This window comes from Varibaculum prostatecancerukia, assembly GCF_943169825.2.
Lineage (GTDB): Bacteria > Actinomycetota > Actinomycetes > Actinomycetales > Actinomycetaceae > Varibaculum > Varibaculum prostatecancerukia.
Map to the genome: position 1 here is coordinate 836718 of NZ_OW968402.1, position 19255 is coordinate 855972.

The following is a 19255-nucleotide window of genomic DNA, read 5'->3' on the forward strand; positions in this document are numbered from 1 at the left end:
AAGGTAAAGTTGGTAGCGCCCTCGCGGCGGCTCCCACCAGACCAATGAAGGAGAAGCAATGCATGAAGTTTCGCTTGCGCGCCAGCTTGCCCGCATTGTTTCCCGGCACGCGGCTGGACGAGAGGTTTTAGAGGTAGAGCTAGAGGTCGGGCATTTACGGCAAGTGGTGCCGGAGGCTTTGCAGTTTGCGTGGAGTGCCGTTCGTAAAAACACTTTGTCAGGTTCTGCCCGGCTCAATATCACCGAGATACCTGCGGTAATTGTCTGCGAGAATTGCGGAGCAAAAACCCAAATGGGGGAAGTTTTAGATTTCCGTTGCTCCCAATGCCACGCTCGAGAAGTAGCGACCATTAGCGGAGAAGAGTTTAGAGTAGTGTCCATAGAGGTCACACCAGAGAGGAAACAATAAGATGGGACGTTTTCATCGTCACGACGACGGCACTGTTCATGCGCACGATCACGGGGATCATGCCCACCACCACGATCACGGTGACTATATAGCCGATCCGGAAGTGATTGGGGATCATTCGGGATACGACACCGAGAAAGAACGCATTGAAATCCTAGAAGATATCTATGCGGAAAACGACCACTTGGCAGCACATAACCGCCAGGCTTTCGCAGAAAATAACGTGAAAGTGGTTAATCTGATGAGCTCGCCCGGATCTGGGAAAACCACTCTGCTAGAGCACACTTTGGCGAAACTGCAAGGTCAGCTGCGAGTAGGCATTATCGAGGGCGATATTGAAACTCCTTTAGATGCCGAGCGCCTCAATGGCTACGGTGCCCAGATATCCCTGCTGAACACCGGACAGGGTTTCGGAGGTGAATGCCACCTGGACGCGCCAATGGTGCACCACACTTTAGAAGGTCTAGATTTAAGCCAGCTTGACCTAGTGATTATTGAGAACGTGGGCAACTTGGTGTGTCCGGCCGAGTTTGATGTGGGCGAAAACGCCAAAGCGATGGTGTTTTCTATTACCGAGGGCGAGGATAAGCCCCTCAAATATCCGGTGATGTTCCGCTCGGTGGAAATCGTGGTGGTTAACAAGATGGATCTAGCGCCCTATCTGAAGTTCGATATGGACAGGTTCCGCGGATACTTAGAGCAGGTTAACCCCGGGGTGAAAGTGATTGAAATGTCGGCGCTAAACGGGGAAGGAATTGACCCCTGGATCCAGTGGTTAAAGCAACTATAAATACGAAATTTTTTTTTGCGAAATAAAATAGGTGTTTCAGCAGCTTAACCGGATATAAAAAAGGTAACTGAGTACAATAATCCCGAGAGACGTTGTGGTCTAACTTCAATATCAGTGAGGAACCGGAAATGAGCTATGAGATAAAACCGTGGCGGGAGGGAACCCTCGCCGATAACCTCGCCAGTGCCGGGGTAAGTCGACGGGATTTTGTTAAATACTGTGCTGGTCTGGCAGCTATTTTCGCGGTAGGCACCCCGGAGTTGGCACACGCTGCTCCGGCTCAGCGTGCAGCCGAGGAACTGGCTGACAAAATGGGCGCGATTACTAAACCGAATGTGGTGTGGTTGCAGCTCCAAGAATGTACCGGCTGTATGGAATCCGCTTTGCGTAGTGGGGGAACCACTGTGGAAGAAGTGGTGCTGAACCTACTTTCGGTGAACTACAACGAGTTGGTAATGGCGGCTGCGGGTGAGGCCGCTGAAAAGGCGCTGGCCGACACTAACGCCAAAGAACATATCTTGGTGGTCAATGGCTCTATTCCAGTTAAAGATGGCGGTATTTACTGCACTATCGGTGGTAAATCTGCCGAACAGGTGCTACGGGAATCAGCGGAAAACGCCACTATGATTTTGGCAGTCGGGGCATGTGCAGTCTTTGGTTCCGTGCAAGCGGCCAAACCTAACCCCACCGGCGCCGTCGGCGTGGATGAAATCATCAAAGACAAACAGGTTATTAACGTTTCTGGTTGCCCCCCAATTGGGGAAGTAATCACCGCCTCCTTAACCTATATTTTGACTCACGGTAAAGCTCCCGAGCTTGATTCGGAAGGACGCCCCCTATTCGCCTATGGCCAGCGTATTCACGACTCCTGCCCGCGCCGGCCGCACTTCGATGCCGGCCAGTACGTGCGTACCTTCGACGATGCCGGAGCTCGTGAAGGCTGGTGTCTATACGATGTGGGATGTAAAGGGCCTTCCACTTTCAGTCCTTGCCCGATAGTGCAGTGGAACCTGAAGTCTGGCTGGCCGATCGGTGCCGGTCACCCCTGTATTGGTTGTACTGAACGCGACTTTTATGATCGCTTCACCCCCTTCTATCAGAAGCTGCCCACAGTACCGGGCTTTGGGGTAGAGGCAACCGCTGAAAAGGTGGGTCTGGGGCTTACCGGGGCAGTTGCTGCCGGCGTTGCCGTGCATGCGGGGATAACCGCTGCTAGAGCCGCAGCTGACCGGAAAGCAACCAAGAATTCGCCGATGTCGGCGTTTGGTGACGCCACTGCTATCGATACCGAACCATCTCCATCCAGCGAAGAACCTATGGCGCAAACACCCGAGGCAACCACCGAGAAGAACAGTGAGGCTAAATAATGGCTGAAAAAGTAGTTATCGACCCGTTGACTCGTATTGAGGGTCACCTGCGCATCGAGATGGAAACCGCTGGGAACCAGATTAAGAAAGCCTGGAGCGTTAGCACCCAGTTTCGAGGAATTGAAACTATTGTCCAGCATCGCGACCCCCGGGATGTGTGGGCATTTGTCCAGCGTATTTGCGGGGTGTGTACTTCGGTTCACGCGATTGCTTCGATTACCGCAGTCGAGAACGCGATTGGTTCCAATCCCCCCGAAAACGCACGTTTAATCCGCGGTTTAGTTTTGGGGTCACAAGAAATCCAAGACCACGTGATTCACTTCTATCACTTGCACGCTTTGGACTTCGTGAATGTTCCGAACGCGGCTAAGGCAGATCCCGCCAAAGCTATGGAGTTTGCACACTCCATAGGTTCCAAATGGCGGGGCAATAACCTAAAGCGCTTCACCGAAGTGCGGGACACTATTCAACAGGTGCTTGATTCCGGACAGCTGTCGGTGTTTACCGGCGGGTATTGGGATCATCCTGATTACCGTCTTCCTCCTGAAGCTGATTTGATGTGCGTGGCGCACTATCTGGATGCCTTAGAATTCCAACGCTCGATGATTCGTATCAACACCGTCTTCGGGGGCAAGAACCCGCACCCGAACTTCCTGGTAGGCGGGATGGCATGTTCGATTGATCCGAATTCTTCGGAATCTATCAACCAGGTACAGCTCGACCAGGTGAAGGCGTGGATTGATGAAATTATCGAGTTCGTCAATGACTGCTATTACCCCGATGTGATTGCCCTGGCAGGCGTCTATAAAGACTATTTCGATATTGGCGCCACTCACCCGAACTACTTGGCAGTAGGATTGGCGGGAGCCACCTTCAGTGGCGATCCCAATGATTCCCGACTGAAATCTCCGCATATGGCTATCAAACCGGGGGTAGTAGTCAATGGGGATTTGAGCAAGGCTTTGCCCTTCGATCCGCACAAGATTGAAGAGTTCGTCACCTCCGCCTGGTATGAATACTCGGTGGGCGACAAGAAGGGGCTAACTCCTGACAAGGGCGAAACCACAGTAAAATATACCGGCCCCCAGCCGCCTTTTGAATGGCTAGCCGATCACGATAAATACACCTGGTCTAAGGCTCCTCGTTATGACGGGAAACCAATGCAGGTTGGTCCGGTAGCGCGGATGGTTGTGGCTTATGCCCAAGGGTATGAACCGGTTAAGAAACTGGTTGACGGGGCTATTGAAACCCTGGGAATTACCCCCGATCAAATTAACTCCACGATGGGACGCACTTTTGCGCGCGCAGCGGAAGCCCGGGTTTCCGCTGACTTGTTGCGAGAGGATTACAACGCTTTGGTGAATAACATCAAGCAAGGTAATATTGACGTTTTCGACGCCAGCAAGTGGGAACCCTCCAGCTGGCCAGAAACCGGCCAAGGGTACTCGTTTGTAGAGGTTGCGCGGGGTAATCTATCGCACTGGGTAACCATTAAGAACGGGAAGGTGGATCGCTATCAAGCAGTGGTACCCACCACCTGGTTGGCGGGAGGACGCGACGCTAAAGGCGTTCCCGGTCCCTACGAACAGTCACTGATGGGAACCGGAACCCATCCGCTGGTCAATCCCAAGGCTCCGCTAGAGCCGATGCGAACCATCCACTCCTATGATCCCTGCATGTCCTGCGGGGTTCATATTCTAGATCCTGACGGAAATCTCCTGGGCGAGGCGGTGACCTCATGAGTACCCCCGACACTCCCTCCTCGAAGGCGACCCTAACAGCTGAAACTGACCCGGCTGGGGCACAGGCAGCTGCAGCTGCCACGGCCACAAAGGATCATGGAATCGAGTTCTTTGGAGACGGCAGCCATAAAACGCGAGGGATCGAGGTAGGGGGCGGTTTTAGCTGCTCCGATATCTCGATGCGACGCCTTTTACTAATGGCAGCGGTTTCCCCGGCAGGTAGCACTGATCCGGTAGATGTCGCCCTAAAAGATTCTCTTCGCTATCGATTTAAACACGGCGCTCCCAATGCTGATATTCCGGCAGAGAACTTCGATCCCGCTAAAGAGCGGCGTTATTCTCTGGCGCGGATTAACGATATGAAGCGCACCAAGATGGGCGAGTCCAAAAACACTCTGATTGCGCGGGGTGACTTGGAATCGGTCATGAACGTGGCCAAACCAGAGCGGGCGCTGCGTACCCTTCTGCGGAAGAACGCACAGATGGCGGGTTCGCGCGGTTACCGCTGCTTAGGGGTAGCTACCGCCACTGTCGATGAAAACGGCAAGGTTAGCCCCTTCCAGATGGAGGGATTTGTCAATGTACGTCCGGTGGGTACCGGTTTGCAAGGCGATGACCTCACTCCCACCACTGAAGACTGGGTTCGCCTTAGTGTTTGGTCAGGCAGTCTGCGTTTCTTGCACTGGCTGAATGTATTGCTGATTGTAACCTTGTCAGTCACCGGATACTACATTATGGATCCGTTCTTCGGGGATACTTTTTTCCGCGGTATCGACATCGGCTACCTGATGGGGATAATGCGTTTTATCCACTTCACAGCCGGTTTCACCTGGATAGCTATCGGAGCTGTGCGGGTGGTGATTGCCTTTGTATCTAAAGACCGTTACCTACGCTGGGAAACTTTCTGGCCATTTAAGAAGAAAGAAGACTGGACTTATCTAAAGGAGACTTTGGGATTCTACCTGTTCCTAAGGAAAGAAAGCCCTCTTTATGTGGCGCATAACCCCTTACAGCAACTGACCTACACTTCGGTTTATGTTATGGGTGCTTTCCAAATGGGGATCGGAATGGCGCTTTACGCCCTGCCGCATAAGAACAGCAGCCTCTTCTGGGCGATTATGGCAGCTCCCAATGACTGGTTCGGTATCCCCTTTATGCGGCTAGTTCACGCGATGATTATGTTCCTGTTCTGGGGTTTCGTGATTGCCCACATCTATTTGGCATTCCGTGCAGATTCTCTGGAACGCCACGGAGGTATTTCGGCGATGATTTCTGGAGGCGTATGGATGCGTCGCACTTCAAAGCCGATTGACGCCCCCGAACTATAATTTGAAAGGCTTCAATGACCCCAGGTGAAAAATTGCCTGCAACCCCTGTCGCAAGCATTGATCCCGATAACGTAGCGGGTTTTGCGAAAAGTGCCATCGATTCGGACGGCAATAGGGCATTACCTGATCTATCTGCGGTAGATGGTAGTGGTTGGGCGGGCAGCCGTTTCACAGTCCTGGCAGTCGGTAACCCGATTATGGGCGACGATGGTATCGGACTTGAAATCCTGGCGCAGCTGCAACAGCTTTTGCCTCAGCGTCCCGTCTGGCAAGCAGCCATAGCCAGGGGAGAACTGGCACTGCTGGAAGGCGGGACAAACGGTATGGAGCTGGTTCCGGTAGTCCAAGAAGCCGAGCGGCTGTTAATCCTGGATTCGGTAGCCCCGGGCAATGGGCGTGAGCCCGGACAAGCCCTCCGTATGAGCGGGGATCATGTGCCACGGCTGCTTTCGATGAAGATGTCGCCCCACCAGGTGGGGTTGCTGGATGTTTTAAGTTCCGCGCGCCTGACCGGGAAAGAGCCTACTGTTTTGGAGGTCGTGGGAGTAGTTAGCGAAAAAGTAGATTTAAATTTGGGGCTGACCCCCACAGCCGCCTCGGGAATTAAAGCGGCGACCGATTTGGCAGCCGAAGTCCTAGATTCTTGGCTTAAATAGCTGCAGCGGTTTCGAAATACTTTGCGGTTCTAGCCAGCCGCGGTGAAGACCGCGGGCGCTCCCTAGTTAATCTTTATCCCACTCCACCCAGGAGATTTCGAACTCGCGCCCATGACTAAGGCTGCCGGTGGGCATTCCGCATTTAGGGCACAGCAGCGCAAAGAACTCGTCGATTTCTACGTCCTCACCACAGCCTGGGCAATAGACGCTGGCGGTAATGGTATTGACCTCGAGTTCGGCAGAGTCACAAATGGTGCCTGCCCGGGCGATTGGCCAAGAACCGTAGAGAGCCTCGGGGATAGCGCCCGACATGGTGCCTACATTTAGCGCCACTTTTTCAACTCGGGTAACCTGATAGTTAGCGTCAGCGGCTGCTTTTTCTACCGCTGCCACTACCGAAGTTAATAGCCCGAGTTCATGCATATACTCATTTTTCCCAGGAGAGCCATGAAAATCAACCTTGATGAAATCATCGATCCTATGGAAGGGCGGGTAGTGGTATCCCATGATTCCGCAGGCCAGGAACATGCTCGCTTTGATCTGCAGGGACTTCCGCGAGTTGACGGAATGTTACGAGGAAAATCCGCCCGGGAAGCCTTGAAAATGACCGAGCATTTGTGCGGGATCTGCCCGGTAGCGCATCACCTGGCGGGAAACCGCGCCTTAGACGTGCTGAGTAATAACGCTCCGGTATCCGTGGCGGCTGAGCTCACCCGCCGGCTTTTGCATTACGGATCTGTAGTGGAAACCCATTCGCTACGGTTCTTGCTACAAGAGCGAGATAGTGGAGTGGTTTTAAAGAAAATCTCCAAAAAAATGCTGGTAGCTGCGGGATCTCCGGGGCATTTTCCAGTGACCGCTGTCCCCGGTGGAGTGAGTCATTGGCCGGAAGTAGAAAACTTAAAAATTGTGAAGGAAGAGTTACCCGCTGCCCTGCAAGTGGCGCAAAAACTCTGTGACCAGGGATTTAAAAACCAAGCGCAGCCTAGTGGATTCGGAGAATTCACCGGGGCAGAGCTAGCTTTAATTGATGAGGACGGGAATCCAGATGTTTTCGGAACTCGGGTGAGGGTTGCGCGCCAGGGAACAACTGTAAACGAGTTTGAGTTCTCGCAGTGGAACGAGCAGGTGGCGGAAGAAAATCCGGGTGAGGCTGCTCCGCATCCTTATCTACGCGGAAGTGATCCTAGCGATGGGCGTTACCGGGTGGGGCCGGTAGCCCAGCTTTCGGTGGGAACTTTGCCCAGTGACCTGGCAGGCGCTGCCCAAGAACGCTGGTTAACGGGCAGTCGAGATGCCGCTAGTGCGCGCGCAATCATTACCTTGCACGTGCTGGAAAGAACCGGGGAAGTTGTAGACCAATTATTGCAGATCCTGGAATCCGCAAGCCTCGAACCCTGTCCGCAAGTGGGGCAGATACGTTTTCAACCCGGGTCTGCCACCGGGCTGGTGGATGGTCCGCGGGGGATTCTTGCCCACACCTACTCCACTGATCCCCAGGGAATGATTAGCGCGGCTACGATTCTTACCCCAACCGCCCAAAATGAGCCCTGGCTGGCCGAGCTACTTACTCAAGCAGTCAGCCTGCAGGACGCAGGTAGGGCAGCTGCCCTGGAACAATCGATTCGGGAGGCCGACCCTTGCCTGCCAATTAGCTCCGCCCCGGCCGGTCAAATGGGGCTAAAAGTTGATAATCTCTAAAGGCAGCGGGGATATCCTGGGGTTAGAGGACGATCCTATTTTCCGCAAGAAAGGATGTAAGACATGTGCGTGGGAGTACCGTGCAAGATCTTATCGATTGAGCCGGGGGTAATGCCCATGGGGCGCATTGATGTGGCGGGACAAGTGCAAGATGCTTGTATGGCTTATCTTCCTGAGGCGCGTGTGGGTGACTATGTGCTGATTCAAAACGGTTTCGCTATGAACCTTTTAACTGCCGAAGAGGCTGAGGAGTCGCTGGACACTTGGCGGGATTTAGGGATGATTTCCTAACTGCAGCCAGAGAAAAACTGTAACAAGTGGCAATCCTTTCAATATGGTATTAAATTGAATAATTGAATACGCAGCCTATTCAAAGGAGTTATCATGGCGTGTTTTATAGTTCCCACCACGGAAGCAATTGTTGTAACGGCGGCTAAGAAGCAAATTGCGAGGAAAGCAAAGAATGGTGCCTCTCCCGAGAGCACCCAGCGCTCGCTGAACCTAGTTCGCAAGCTGACCTGGCTAACCAACCTGCTATGGGGCGGAGCCTTGTTGCTGGCTTTTGAGCACTTATGGCATGGCGAAGTGGTTCCCTATTTCCCGTTCCTAACAGCTTTGACTGAGCGTTCAACCACCCAGCAGATGCTATTTGAAATGGGAACCACCGGTGTAGGAATGGCAGTGATAGTGACTGTGGTTTGGGGTGTAGGAGTAGCCCTGATCCGCGCCAACGAACGTCGCACCAGTCCCGCCCCTGAAAAGATCGAGGCCTAAAGGATTAGCAATGACCCTAGTAATTACGCTTTTTGCAGCAATTTGTTCCACCGCCTGGTGGTATTCCCACGCTCCCCAGTCAAAGATGCGCGTAGACCTGCTTTGCTGGATGTATTGGGGTGCCGCCCTGATGTGGACGGCTGACCTGGTCAGCGAATATATCGCAGAGGGCGCGGATGTTTTCGTGCCTCCAGTCAAAGATATGCTCAACGACACCTATCTAGGTCTGTTCGTGGTAGCCCTGGCCGGCATCGTCTGGATCGGTTACCTAATTGTCAAGGATCCACGGGGAGTACGCACCGCACAGCTTGCCCAGCGTGACAGTGAGGCCAGCATCGATGCGAAAGAGTTAGTGGCTTCCCGCTAACCCGTAAGCAGCTTCCCCAAAAGGGAAACTTGCGGAATAAATAAATAAACCCAATAACTGCGCGGGCAGATACTGATAAAGTATCTGCCCGCGCTTTGTTATATCTGCAGTAGCTAATGAACAGGCACTAGCTCTAATAAACGCGGGGAGTTGATTTTTCCTCTCGCATTGGGTCGGGTCGTAAAAGCGCTCGGGGGCCCCGGTGATCCTCGCTGCGCTCGGCTCAAGTCCCCTCTCGCATCTTTTACGGCTCGACCCTTACGTAGGTGGCACCAGCGAGCGCGGGGGATAACTTTTATCCGAGTGGGTGCGGTGGGCATAAGAATTCGGAAAATGCCTGCGGTCTTTTTCCGAATTCTTGGGCAGGAGGAAAAAGTTATCCCCCGTGATCGCTATCTGCAGTCGCCTAACTAAGCAGGGGAAACGGCTAACAGGCGGAAACCTTTCTTCGAGGCGAGGCGGCGAGTGGGGAATCCCTGCGCGCACAGCCACTTTTGCATCGAATCTGCTCCCAGGTTCTTCCCCATTACCAAAATCGCCTTTCCATCGGGTTTTAGAAGCGGTAACCAGGTGAGCAGCAGCTCTTGCAGCGGCTTTTTCCCGATTCTAACTGGAGGATTAGACCAGATCAGATCGAGTCCTCCAGCAGCTTTTGCGGCCGCCAGTATCTGATCAGGCGAGCCTACCTGCAGTGATACCCCCGCGCGCTGGGCGTTAGTGCGGGTAAGATCACGGGCGCGTTCGTTTACGTCGACTGCTAAGACCTGCGCGGCTGGACTTAAAAGTCCCAAAGTGATCGCTAACGGCCCCCAGCCGCAACCTAGATCTAAAAAAGTCCCGGCAGCAGGGGGAGTAGAGGCACCTGCCAGTAGAACCGCACTTGCCTTATCTAGGTGGCGGGCAGAAAAAACTCCTTCCGCACCCTCCAAAATTAGTTCTTTGCCCGCGAGCGATACTTTGATCTTGGTGCGTTCCTCAGCATTAGCTGCCGGTTGATCCGAAAAATACTGTTCCATCACCTCTAGACTATTGTTTTTGCCTTCTTAATGCGCGGAGGTCATATTATAGGGCTAGCAAAGGTTGCCAGGTACCTAACTAACCTGGCAGATCCAGGTAGGTGTTAGCTGAAAGGAAGGCGGTGCCGGGTGGAAACTGAACCCACGCAAATCGACAGCGTGCTCAACCAGTACGTCACCGCCTATGCTCGGATTGATCCTTTTAAGGCAACCGAATGGGGAATCTCTGGTTATGATGCTTTCTTGCCAGATTATTCCCCTCCCGGAATCTCCGAACGCTACAACCTGCGTAAAGATACTTTGGCGCGAGTGGCAAAAACCCCGAAGCCTACGCCTCGCGAACAGCGAGAAGCCGAAGGTTTCACCCTGCTCGCCCGCACCGAACAGGAAAAGTTTGAAGCCGGTTTCTTAGCCTCTGAAATCAGTGGCACTAGCTCTCCTATTCAGGTCTTTGCGGAAACATTCAAACTGATGGATGTGACCTCGGAGGCGGGGGTGGGCAACTTGACCCGCAGGTTCCTGGCGCTGCCGCAAGCCTTTGAGGGGCTGAGAACCACCATGCGGGAATCTCGAGATCGCGGTTATGCTTTTCCGCAAGAAGCCTTGGAGATGGTGCTGGGGCAAGCACAGATACTTTCTGCCCCCGAGCATGGTATTTATCAGGGTAAACGCGCGGAAATGGCCGATACCCGACTCTCACAAATGGGGGAGCGTGCCTTTGAACGGGGAATAGCCACCGCCCAAGCTGCTTTTTCCGAAATGGCAAGCTTTTTGCAGCAGGAAATCTTGCCCACCTGCTCGCCAATCGGAGGGATAGATCCCCACTCTTATTTCATTTCACTGCTTTGCGTGGGGGTGAGCGAACCTGATCCGGCTGAGTTTTTCAAGACAGCTAGTGAAGATTTAGTTCGCCTGAGAGCCCAACGCGACCAGTTGCGCAGTGAACTGGGGGATAAACACGCCTATCGTCTCTCAGACCTAGAAGTTGCTGATGGGTTTAACGTGCTGACCTGGGCGATGGAGGATGCGTGGGATGCTTTTCGCATTAATGTAGACCCGGAGCTAGCTCAGCTAGTTAATCCCCAGGATGCTCCGTTAAAGTGGGAAAACGATCCGCACGGCTGCCTTGTTCACCCCTATTATCCAGCGGGAGTTAGCCTATCCAGCAGTTCGCGGGTTCTTCCCCGCAAGTGTGCTGCCAGTCGGGCGCCGCACGCCTACGAAAGCGGTGAAAATCCGGCGGCTATTAGCGGCAGCGCTTTCGATTCTTTCCTAGAAATAGAAGATACCTATTACGCACTCGCCGCCCTGGAAAAGGGAATCCCTGGCAGCCACCTGTATTCGCGGGCGCGGGAAGCCTATGGAACGAATCTATTTACCCGGATTGCCGCCCATTTGCCTGCCTCCAACCTGGGCTGGGATCTTTTCGCCCTAGAAATGGCGCCAGAACTTTGGGATATACCCGCAGAGATTAGTTTGTTGATCCAGGAACGGATTATGCGATATGTGGCTTTGGCCTTAGCTGATCTGCAATTATATGGCGGTCAAGGGGAGGGCGAATCAGCTTGGGGATTGCCGGAGGCGATCGCCTACCTGAATGATACGGTTTCAGGTCCCTGGAACCAGGTACTCTTGCGGCAGCGCTACCTGGGGATTCCCGCCTTGAGCCTGGCTCCCTGGTACGGTTGGCGCCGTTGGAGAGAAACCTACCACCAGTTCCAAGCCGCAGGCGGCAGTGGATTCGCTGACTTTGTGCGGAAAGTGACACCTGCGGGGGCAGTACATTTTAAGGTTATCCAGCAGATGCTCTGACCCCGAAAACCTAATCTAAGCTGTGCTTTTATTAGCGCTAACCGGGAAAGATAATGTTGCGTTCGCCGGGTTGAAAAGTTTTTCGGAAAAAATGCCGCCGATAGAGAAAATAAGAGATTATTTCTGCTTATTTTGGAAAAATAATAGCCAAACACGCAAAATATAAACTAATAGTAATAAATCGGTATTATTAAAGTTAACAATTTTGGTTTTCAGAAAGGCTGAGGATGACTATGCGCAGTCGTTGGCTTCCCCTGGCAGTCCTGGCAGCAGCTCTGCTCGCCGGCGGGACTTTGACCGCTTGCAGCAGTAATAACTCGCAAGAAAACGCAGTAGACCGGGTATTGATTAATGGCGAGGAACCTGCGCGGGGACTAATTCCCGCCGCTGCCGATGATGACGCCGGAATCAAGATCATCGATTTACTATTTGCCGGCCTGGTTACCTATGACCAGCAAGGGAAAGTAGTAAATGACGTGGCGCGGGAGATCACTGATTCTCCCGACCACAAAACCTGGACTATTCAGATGAACACCGACCGGAAGTTTTCAGATGGCACCCCGGTGCTAGCCAAGAACTACGTGCGCGCCTGGAAAGCATCTGCTGCCCAAAAACTGGGAGCGACCACCGCTTTTGAGGCAATCGAAGGAGCCAGTGAAGATGGTACTGGAAACCTCAGCGGAGTAATGGCTAACGGCGACTACAAAATAACTATCAAACTGAAACGACCAGTGGCTGATTTTTCGAATCGTTTGGGAATCAACGGCTTTTACCCGCTACCCGATAGCGCGTTTGACGAGAACGGGAAGATCAAAAAAGAGTTTGGGCAAAAGCCGGTGGGGAACGGCCCCTATACTTTGGTTAGTTGGGAGCCCTCCAGTCGGATACAGCTGGATAAATCCACCACCTACCGCGGTCCGCGCCAGGCAGATAATGCGGGGATTGAAGTGAAGATCTATGCGGATTTTTCTGCCGCCTACCAAGATTTATTGGCTGGAAATCTGGATGTGCTCGATCAGATCCCAGATGGGGAACTCCCCAATGCCAAGAAAGATTTAGGGAAAAACCGTACCAGCGCAGTACAAGCTACTATGCAAACCTTGGATATTGACTACCAGACCAAGCACTTTTCTGGGGAAGAAGGCAAACTGCGTCGCCAGGCCATTTCTCAGGCGATAAACCGGGAAGAGATAATCAAAACCATCTTTTATGGCACCCGGAAAGCGGCTACTGATTTCTTACCGCCGCAAATCTTGGGGCATATGGATGCTGGCCCTAAGAACCAGGTGCTTAAATTTGATGCCACGGCCGCCCAGCAGGCTTGGAAGGCTGCCGATGAGATTAGCCCTTGGCAGGGGGAGTTAAAAATTACTTATAACTCCAACGAGTCCAATCAACCCTGGGTAGATGCAATTTGTAACCAGCTGTCTAACACCTTGGGGATTAAAGCCGTGGGTGACCCCAAACCGGATTTCAAGACGCTTATGGAAATGATGGACGAACATTCCTTTACCGGACCGTTCCGGATGGGCTGGTCGATGGGCTATCCCTCCCCGAATAATTTGCTAGCCGGACGCTACGTCAAGGGTGGCAATGGTAATAAAATGAGCTACGCAAACCCCGAATATGCCGAGCTTTTGACGAGGGCGCAGGCTGCCGATAGTCCCGAAGCTGCAGGAAAGCTCTATGAACAGGCGCAAACGCTGCTGTTGGCAGATTTGCCCTCGATTCCGCTCTGGTCTCCCAGCTCCAACATCGGTTTTAGCCAGCATGTGGGCAATGTGACCACCGATTGGAAAGGTGGGGTAGCTTTTCATAAAGTTACGAAGAAATAACTAACTCGGAGGTTACAGTGGCCAACAACCAGGTTTCTTCAGATGGCAACGAACAACAGGAAGAAGCCCCGCAGCTTCACCGTAAGCTAAAGGCGCGTCACCTAAACATGATCGCCATCGGGGGAGCGATCGGTACCGGACTTTTCGTAGCCTCCGGTGGCACCATTACCGGAGCCGGTCCCGGCGGCGCCCTAGTAGCCTATGGAGCTATCGGCATCATGGTGTTCTTCCTAATGCAATCGCTAGGGGAAATGGCCACCTATTGCCCTACCTCAGGTGCATTTGAAGTTTTCGCCACCCGCTATGTCTCTAAGTCTTTTGGCTTCGCGCAGGGTTGGAACTATTGGTATAACTGGGCAATCACGGTAGCAGCCGAACTGGTTGCCGCCACCATTGTGATGCAATACTGGTTCCCGGAGTCGGTGGTTCCCGCTTGGGTTTGGTCACTGTTATTCCTGGTAATCCTATTTGTTCTCAACGCCTTCACGGTGCGCGGTTTCGGGGAATCAGAGTTCTGGTTCGCCTCCATCAAAGTAATAACTGTAATCATCTTCCTGGCGCTGGGCATTTTGATGGTGATGGGGATTTTGGGGGGTAAGTCCCCCGGATTTACCAACTTTACCCGCGGGGATGCTCCCTTCGTGAACGGTTTTTGGGGCATTATGGGGGTCTTCATGATTGCCGGTTTCTCGTTCCAAGGCACCGAGATGATTGGGATTGCCGCAGGTGAAACCCAAGATCCGGAAACCAACGTTCCCCGCGCTACTCGTGCGGTATTCGTGCGGATCTTACTGTTCTATATCGGCGCGATTGCGGTTATCTCCTTCCTGATTCCCTACACTGATCCTGCCCTTTTACAAGGGGCAAGTGCGGACTCAGATACCGCCCAAGGCTTCACTGAGGCCGTCACCAAGTCTCCCTTCACCTTGCTATTTGAACGAGCAGGGATTGCGATTGCGGCGGGAGTGATGAACGCCGTGATTCTAACTTCGATTCTGTCTGCCGGTAACTCCGGGATGTATGTGGCCACCCGGATGCTCTACTCGTTGGCCAAAGAAAAGAAAGCTCCTGCGATTTTTGGTCGTCTGACCAAGCACGGAGTTCCGATTGTGGCGCTGATTTTCACTTCCTTGATGGGGGCACTCTGCTTCGCGACTTCGCGGGTAGGTACCGGTCAGGTATATGTGTGGCTGGTAAATGCTTCCGGGCTTGCTGGTTTTATTACCTGGATGGGGATTGCCTGGTCTCACTATTGTTTCCGCCGCGCCTATAGAGCGCAGGGTAAACCGGTGGAGGAGCTACCCTATAAAGCGTTGTTCTATCCCGCCGGCCCGCTTATTGCTCTGGCAATGTGTGCCATCGTGGTGGTGGGGCAATCCCTAACTGTGATTACCGGAGAGTTCTCTATTTTGGGTTTCTTAGGGATTTACATTGGTTTGATTTTCTTCTTGGCGCTGTGGATCGGGCATAAACTGGTTACCCGCTGCCCCGCAGTTAAACCGGAAGAAGCTGATTTATCTCGTCACGTGTAGGCGTTAATAGTAAAATTAACGTTCTGTTTTAGCTGAGGGTTTCCAGGGAAGTAGTTTCATAAACGCTGACTAATTACTATTTTAACCGTTATTACTTAGCCAAGCCTAAGTCGAGAAAATCTTGGGATATTGTAAAAAAACTAACTTTCAATGCTATATTTGGCTGTGATCGTGTTAACGATTTTGCTGATACATCAGCTTTCAAATATAAGCAACAAGCTTGGAGGCAATAGTGAAACGACGGGGCGCATTAGCCCTTGCATCTGCACTTGCTCTTTCCCTGGGACTAGCCGGCTGCTCTGCTGGCTCTGATTCCAAGGGCGCTGACGAAGGTTCAGCGGCAAATGCGGATAGCAAAGGGATTATTACCGTAAACACTGTAGAACCACAAAATCCCCTGATTCCGACTTCTACCAATGAAACTGGTGGTGGGCGTGTCCTGGACGCGCTCTTCTCCGGTCTGGTCTACTACGAACCTAAGACTGGCGAGGCCAAGAACGAACTGGCCGATTCGATTGTTTCTAAAGATCAGGTAGTTTGGACCATTAAGTTAAAGAAGGATGCCAAGTTCTCGGATGGCTCGCCGATTAAGGCCGATAACTACATCAAGGCCTGGAACTACGGGGCAAACCCGAAGAACGCTCAGATGTCTTCCTCTTTCTTTGAGGCAATTAAAGGCTTTACTCCCGGTCCGGAAGAAGAAGGAGCCCCGGCTCCCGATGTTCCCGAACTGTCGGGATTAAAGAAAGTTGACGACTATACCTTCCGGGTAACTTTGAATCAGCCTACTTCTGACTTTGCGCTGCGCCTGGGCTACTCCGCCTACGTGCCGCTGCCGGATGTGGCTTTCAAAGATATGAAGGCCTATGGCCAGAACCCCACGGTTACCTCCGGTCCTTACACCCTCAAGGATAAGGGCTGGCACCACAACGAATCTATTGAGCTGGTAAAGAACGACAAGTACGCTGGCCCGCGCGAAGCCAAGAACGGTGGACTCACTTTCAAGATTTACACCAAGTCTGAAGCCGCCTATGCCGATGTACAGTCCGGTCAGCTGGACGTACTCGATGATGTTCCAGCTGCTTCTATGAGCAACTTCGAGTCTGATTTCCCAGATTCAAGCATCAACCAGCCAGTGGCTATCTTCCAGTCATTCACCATTCCGGATCGGCTAGAGCACTTCGGCATGAATGAGGAAGGTCGCCTGCGTCGTCAAGCGCTTTCTTACGCTATTGATCGCGAGAGCATCTGTGAAAAGATTTTCCAGAAGACTCGGGTACCGGCGAAAGATTTCACTTCTCCGGCCATGCCTAACTACAAGAAAGTCTTGAAGCAAGTTAAAGGCACCGAGGTTTTGAAGTTCGATAAAGCCAAGGCTAAGGAACTGTGGACGAAGGCGGACGCTATTTCCAAGTTTGATGGCAAGTTTACTATTGGCTACAACTCGGACTCCTCCCATAAAGACTGGGTAGACGCGGTTACCAACCAGCTCAAGACCAACCTGGGTATTGATGCGGTCGGCGATCCTTACCCAGACTTCAAGGGACTGCGCGATGCCATTACCCAGGAAACCATTAAGGGTGCTTTCCGGTCTGGTTGGCAAGCTGACTACCCGGGCATGAGCAACTTCTTGGAGCCCCTATACTCCAAGAACGGTAACTCCAATGATGGTAAGTACGACAACGAGAAGTTCAACAAGCTGATGCTGGAGATCGCGAAACTGCCGGTAGGTGACGCACAGGACAAGAAGTTTGCGGAAGCGCAATCGATTCTGTTCACCGATCTGCCCGCCATCCCGCTGTGGTACTCCAATGTTCTAGGCGTTTGGAACAAGGATAATGTTTCCAACGTTGCCTTCAACTGGAAGAGTGAACCGGTTTACTACCAGATCACTAAGAACGCCAAATAAGGTGAAAACCGCAAACAAACTGTTATAAACACAGTTAATGGGCGGGTCGAAAGGTAATAAATACTTTTCGACCCGCCTGTGGTTTTTTATCGAGGGCTTTAACGCGATAAGGTTTAACACAGCTTATAGTCAAGGAGAGACCTATGCTCAGATACATAGGGCATCGTCTACTACAGATGGTCCCGGTATTCTTTGGGGCAACGTTGCTGATTTTCGCGATGGTGTATGCCATGCCGGGAGATCCGGTGCAGGCACTGGGCGGAGATAAGGGACTGCCCCCTTCAGTAGCCGCCCAGATTCGCGCGGAATATAACCTCGATAAGCCGCTTTGGATGCAGTACCTGCTATATCTAAAAGGAATCGTAACCCTAGACTTCGGAAAGACCTTCTCCGGAAGAGAAGTTACGGAAGTAATGGCCAACGCCTTCCCGGTAACTATCAAATTGGCTTTTATGGCGATCATTTTTGAGGCCGTAATTGGGATTTTCTTTGGGTTCTTCGCCGGACTCAAAAAAGGCAAACTTTTTGACTCTACCGTGCTAGTGATTTCCCTGGTAGTAATCGCGGTGCCGACCTTCGTGATCGGCTTCTTGCTGCAGTTCCTCCTAGGAGTAAAACTGGGGTGGCTGCCCACTACAGTAGGGGCAAACGTTAGTTTCGAATCCTTGCTAATGCCGGCGCTAGTGTTGGGGGCAGTTTCTTGTGCCTACGTCATCCGTCTTACTCGTCAAGAGGTTTCGGAAAACCTGACCGCTGACTTCGTGCGGACTGCCCGGGCAAAGGGAATTCCCGAATCTCGGGTAATGACCCACCACGTGCTGCGGAACTCCCTGATTCCAGTGGCTACCTTCCTAGGTGGAGACCTGGGAGCTCTAATGACCGGCGCGATTGTGACTGAAGGTATTTTCGCGATTAACGGCGTAGGAGGTACCCTCTACCAGGCTATTTTACGTGGCGAAGCCGCCACCGTGGTTTCCATTACTACTGTGCTGGTGCTGGTCTATATCGTCGCAAACCTGCTAGTAGACCTGTTATACGCTGTACTAGACCCGAGGATTCGCTATGAGTAACCAACTACTTCCCGGACAAAAACATTTCGTTAACAAGGTCGATGAAACCGGCCTGGGGGCAGTCGATGCGGTAGCCGATGAATCGGCGCCCTCCTCGGTGTGGGGCGAAGCCTGGAAACAGTTGCGCCGCCGCCCCCTCTTTTGGGTGGCATTGGTGATTATTGTCTTGGCAGTGCTGATGGCCATCGTGCCCCAGCTGTTTACTTCTCAAGATCCCACTTACTGCACCCTGGAGAATTCGATTGAGGGGCCGACTAAAGGTCATATTTTTGGATTCGATAAGCAGGGCTGCGATCTCTATTCCCGGATTATTTACGGGGCGCGCGCCTCGATCGCAGTAGGGATTTTCTCGACCCTTACGGCCACTATTATCGGGGTAGTATTCGGCGCCCTGGCAGGGTACTTCGGGGGAATCCTGGACGCGATTCTGTCGCGGATAGTGGATATCTTCTTTGCCATCCCCATGGTGCTGGCCGCCATCGTGATTATGCAAATGTTTAAAGAACACCGTTCGATCTGGATGGTGGTAATCGTGCTGGGGGTCTTTGGATGGACCCAAATCGCCCGTATTACCCGGGGCGCGGTGCTTTCGATTAAGAACGAGGAATACGTAACTGCGGCGCGCACCCTAGGGGTATCCAATATCCGGATTCTACTGCGCCATATTTTGCCGAATGCGGCCGCGCCGGTAATCGTCTACGCGACTGTGGCGCTGGGAACCTTTATCGTGGCGGAGGCGACCCTATCCTTCATGGGAATCGGCTTGCCGTCCTCCATCGTTTCTTGGGGTGGAGACATCTCTACTGCCCAGCAACAGCTACGGACTGCGCCTATGATTTTGTTCTTGCCGTCAATCGCCTTGGCGCTGACGGTATTGAGCTTCATCATGATGGGAGACGTAATTCGTGACGCGCTCGACCCGAACCAGAGGAAACATTAATCGTGAA

Annotated in this window: 18 protein-coding genes; 16 read left to right on the forward strand and 2 right to left on the reverse strand. The window is 52.6% G+C overall.

Translation table 11 applies throughout. The features are described 5' to 3' along the window. Positions 1–58: 58 nt before the first annotated feature. From KO216_RS03545 to KO216_RS03570, 6 genes are all read left to right on the forward strand, one after another. Entirely contained in the window at positions 59–409 is a 351-nt protein-coding gene (locus tag KO216_RS03545) for a hydrogenase maturation nickel metallochaperone HypA (RefSeq protein ID WP_215522940.1), read from the forward strand. Position 410: 1 nt separating this feature from the next. After that, on the forward strand, positions 411–1199 hold the full coding sequence (hypB, locus tag KO216_RS03550) for a hydrogenase nickel incorporation protein HypB (RefSeq protein WP_215522941.1): 789 nt from the start codon (positions 411–413) through the stop codon (positions 1197–1199). Positions 1200–1327: 128 nt separating this feature from the next. Continuing rightward, entirely contained in the window at positions 1328–2566 is a 1239-nt protein-coding gene (locus tag KO216_RS03555) for a hydrogenase small subunit (protein WP_251451803.1), read from the forward strand. Further along, positions 2566–4308, forward strand: coding sequence for a nickel-dependent hydrogenase large subunit (locus KO216_RS03560; RefSeq protein ID WP_215522942.1), 1743 nt, complete (start codon positions 2566–2568; stop codon positions 4306–4308). Before KO216_RS03555 ends, KO216_RS03560 begins: the two co-directional genes overlap by 1 nt. Next, positions 4305–5636 (forward strand): Ni/Fe-hydrogenase, b-type cytochrome subunit, encoded by a 1332-nt coding sequence (gene cybH / locus KO216_RS03565; RefSeq protein WP_215522943.1) that lies wholly within the window; start codon positions 4305–4307, stop codon positions 5634–5636. Before KO216_RS03560 ends, cybH begins: the two co-directional genes overlap by 4 nt. A 32-nt stretch (positions 5637–5668) precedes the next feature. Beyond that, a complete protein-coding gene (locus KO216_RS03570) occupies positions 5669–6292 on the forward strand; it encodes a hydrogenase maturation protease (RefSeq protein WP_251451806.1) in 624 nt (207 codons plus the stop codon). A 66-nt stretch (positions 6293–6358) separates the two neighbouring features. Here KO216_RS03570 and KO216_RS03575 read toward each other — a convergent pair whose 3' ends face one another. After that, positions 6359–6715 (reverse strand): hydrogenase maturation nickel metallochaperone HypA/HybF, encoded by a 357-nt coding sequence (locus KO216_RS03575; protein ID WP_215522945.1) that lies wholly within the window; start codon positions 6713–6715, stop codon positions 6359–6361. A gap of 24 nt (positions 6716–6739) precedes the next feature. Here KO216_RS03575 and KO216_RS03580 point away from each other — a divergent pair, with 24 nt between their 5' ends. The 4 genes from KO216_RS03580 (at position 6740) to KO216_RS03595 (ending at position 9134) form a co-directional block, all read left to right on the forward strand. Beyond that, positions 6740–7993: a nickel-dependent hydrogenase large subunit gene (locus KO216_RS03580; protein ID WP_215522946.1), complete on the forward strand. Its 1254-nt coding sequence runs from the start codon at positions 6740–6742 to the stop codon at positions 7991–7993. Positions 7994–8056: 63 nt separating this feature from the next. After that, positions 8057–8284, forward strand: coding sequence for a HypC/HybG/HupF family hydrogenase formation chaperone (locus KO216_RS03585; RefSeq protein WP_215522947.1), 228 nt, complete (start codon positions 8057–8059; stop codon positions 8282–8284). Between the two features lie 93 nt (positions 8285–8377). After that, positions 8378–8767 (forward strand): hypothetical protein, encoded by a 390-nt coding sequence (locus KO216_RS03590; RefSeq protein WP_215522948.1) that lies wholly within the window; start codon positions 8378–8380, stop codon positions 8765–8767. A 10-nt stretch (positions 8768–8777) separates the two neighbouring features. Then, positions 8778–9134 (forward strand): NinB/YbcN family protein, encoded by a 357-nt coding sequence (locus KO216_RS03595; protein ID WP_251451810.1) that lies wholly within the window; start codon positions 8778–8780, stop codon positions 9132–9134. A gap of 410 nt (positions 9135–9544) precedes the next feature. Here the strand turns inward: KO216_RS03595 and KO216_RS03600 are convergent, their stop codons facing one another. Further along, positions 9545–10150: a class I SAM-dependent methyltransferase gene (locus KO216_RS03600; protein ID WP_309547340.1), complete on the reverse strand. Its 606-nt coding sequence runs from the start codon at positions 10148–10150 to the stop codon at positions 9545–9547. A 129-nt stretch (positions 10151–10279) separates the two neighbouring features. On the opposite strand from KO216_RS03600, the gene KO216_RS03605 reads away from it, so the two are divergent. The 6 genes from KO216_RS03605 (at position 10280) to KO216_RS03630 (ending at position 19248) form a co-directional block, all read left to right on the forward strand. Continuing rightward, complete coding sequence (locus KO216_RS03605) at positions 10280–11962, forward strand: DUF885 family protein (protein ID WP_215522950.1); 1683 nt, start codon at positions 10280–10282, stop codon at positions 11960–11962. Positions 11963–12189: 227 nt separating this feature from the next. Then, a complete protein-coding gene (locus tag KO216_RS03610; protein ID WP_215522951.1) occupies positions 12190–13797 on the forward strand; it encodes a peptide ABC transporter substrate-binding protein in 1608 nt (535 codons plus the stop codon). Positions 13798–13814: 17 nt separating this feature from the next. Next, positions 13815–15329: an amino acid permease gene (locus KO216_RS03615; protein WP_445081973.1), complete on the forward strand. Its 1515-nt coding sequence runs from the start codon at positions 13815–13817 to the stop codon at positions 15327–15329. Between the two features lie 232 nt (positions 15330–15561). Next, positions 15562–17238, forward strand: coding sequence for a peptide ABC transporter substrate-binding protein (locus tag KO216_RS03620; RefSeq protein WP_251451812.1), 1677 nt, complete (start codon positions 15562–15564; stop codon positions 17236–17238). A gap of 143 nt (positions 17239–17381) precedes the next feature. Beyond that, positions 17382–18308, forward strand: coding sequence for an ABC transporter permease (locus KO216_RS03625; RefSeq protein ID WP_215522952.1), 927 nt, complete (start codon positions 17382–17384; stop codon positions 18306–18308). Further along, positions 18301–19248, forward strand: a complete 948-nt coding sequence (locus tag KO216_RS03630; protein ID WP_215522953.1) for an ABC transporter permease — start codon at positions 18301–18303, stop codon at positions 19246–19248. The genes KO216_RS03625 and KO216_RS03630 overlap by 8 nt, the downstream gene beginning before the upstream one ends. Positions 19249–19255: the final 7 nt, after the last annotated feature.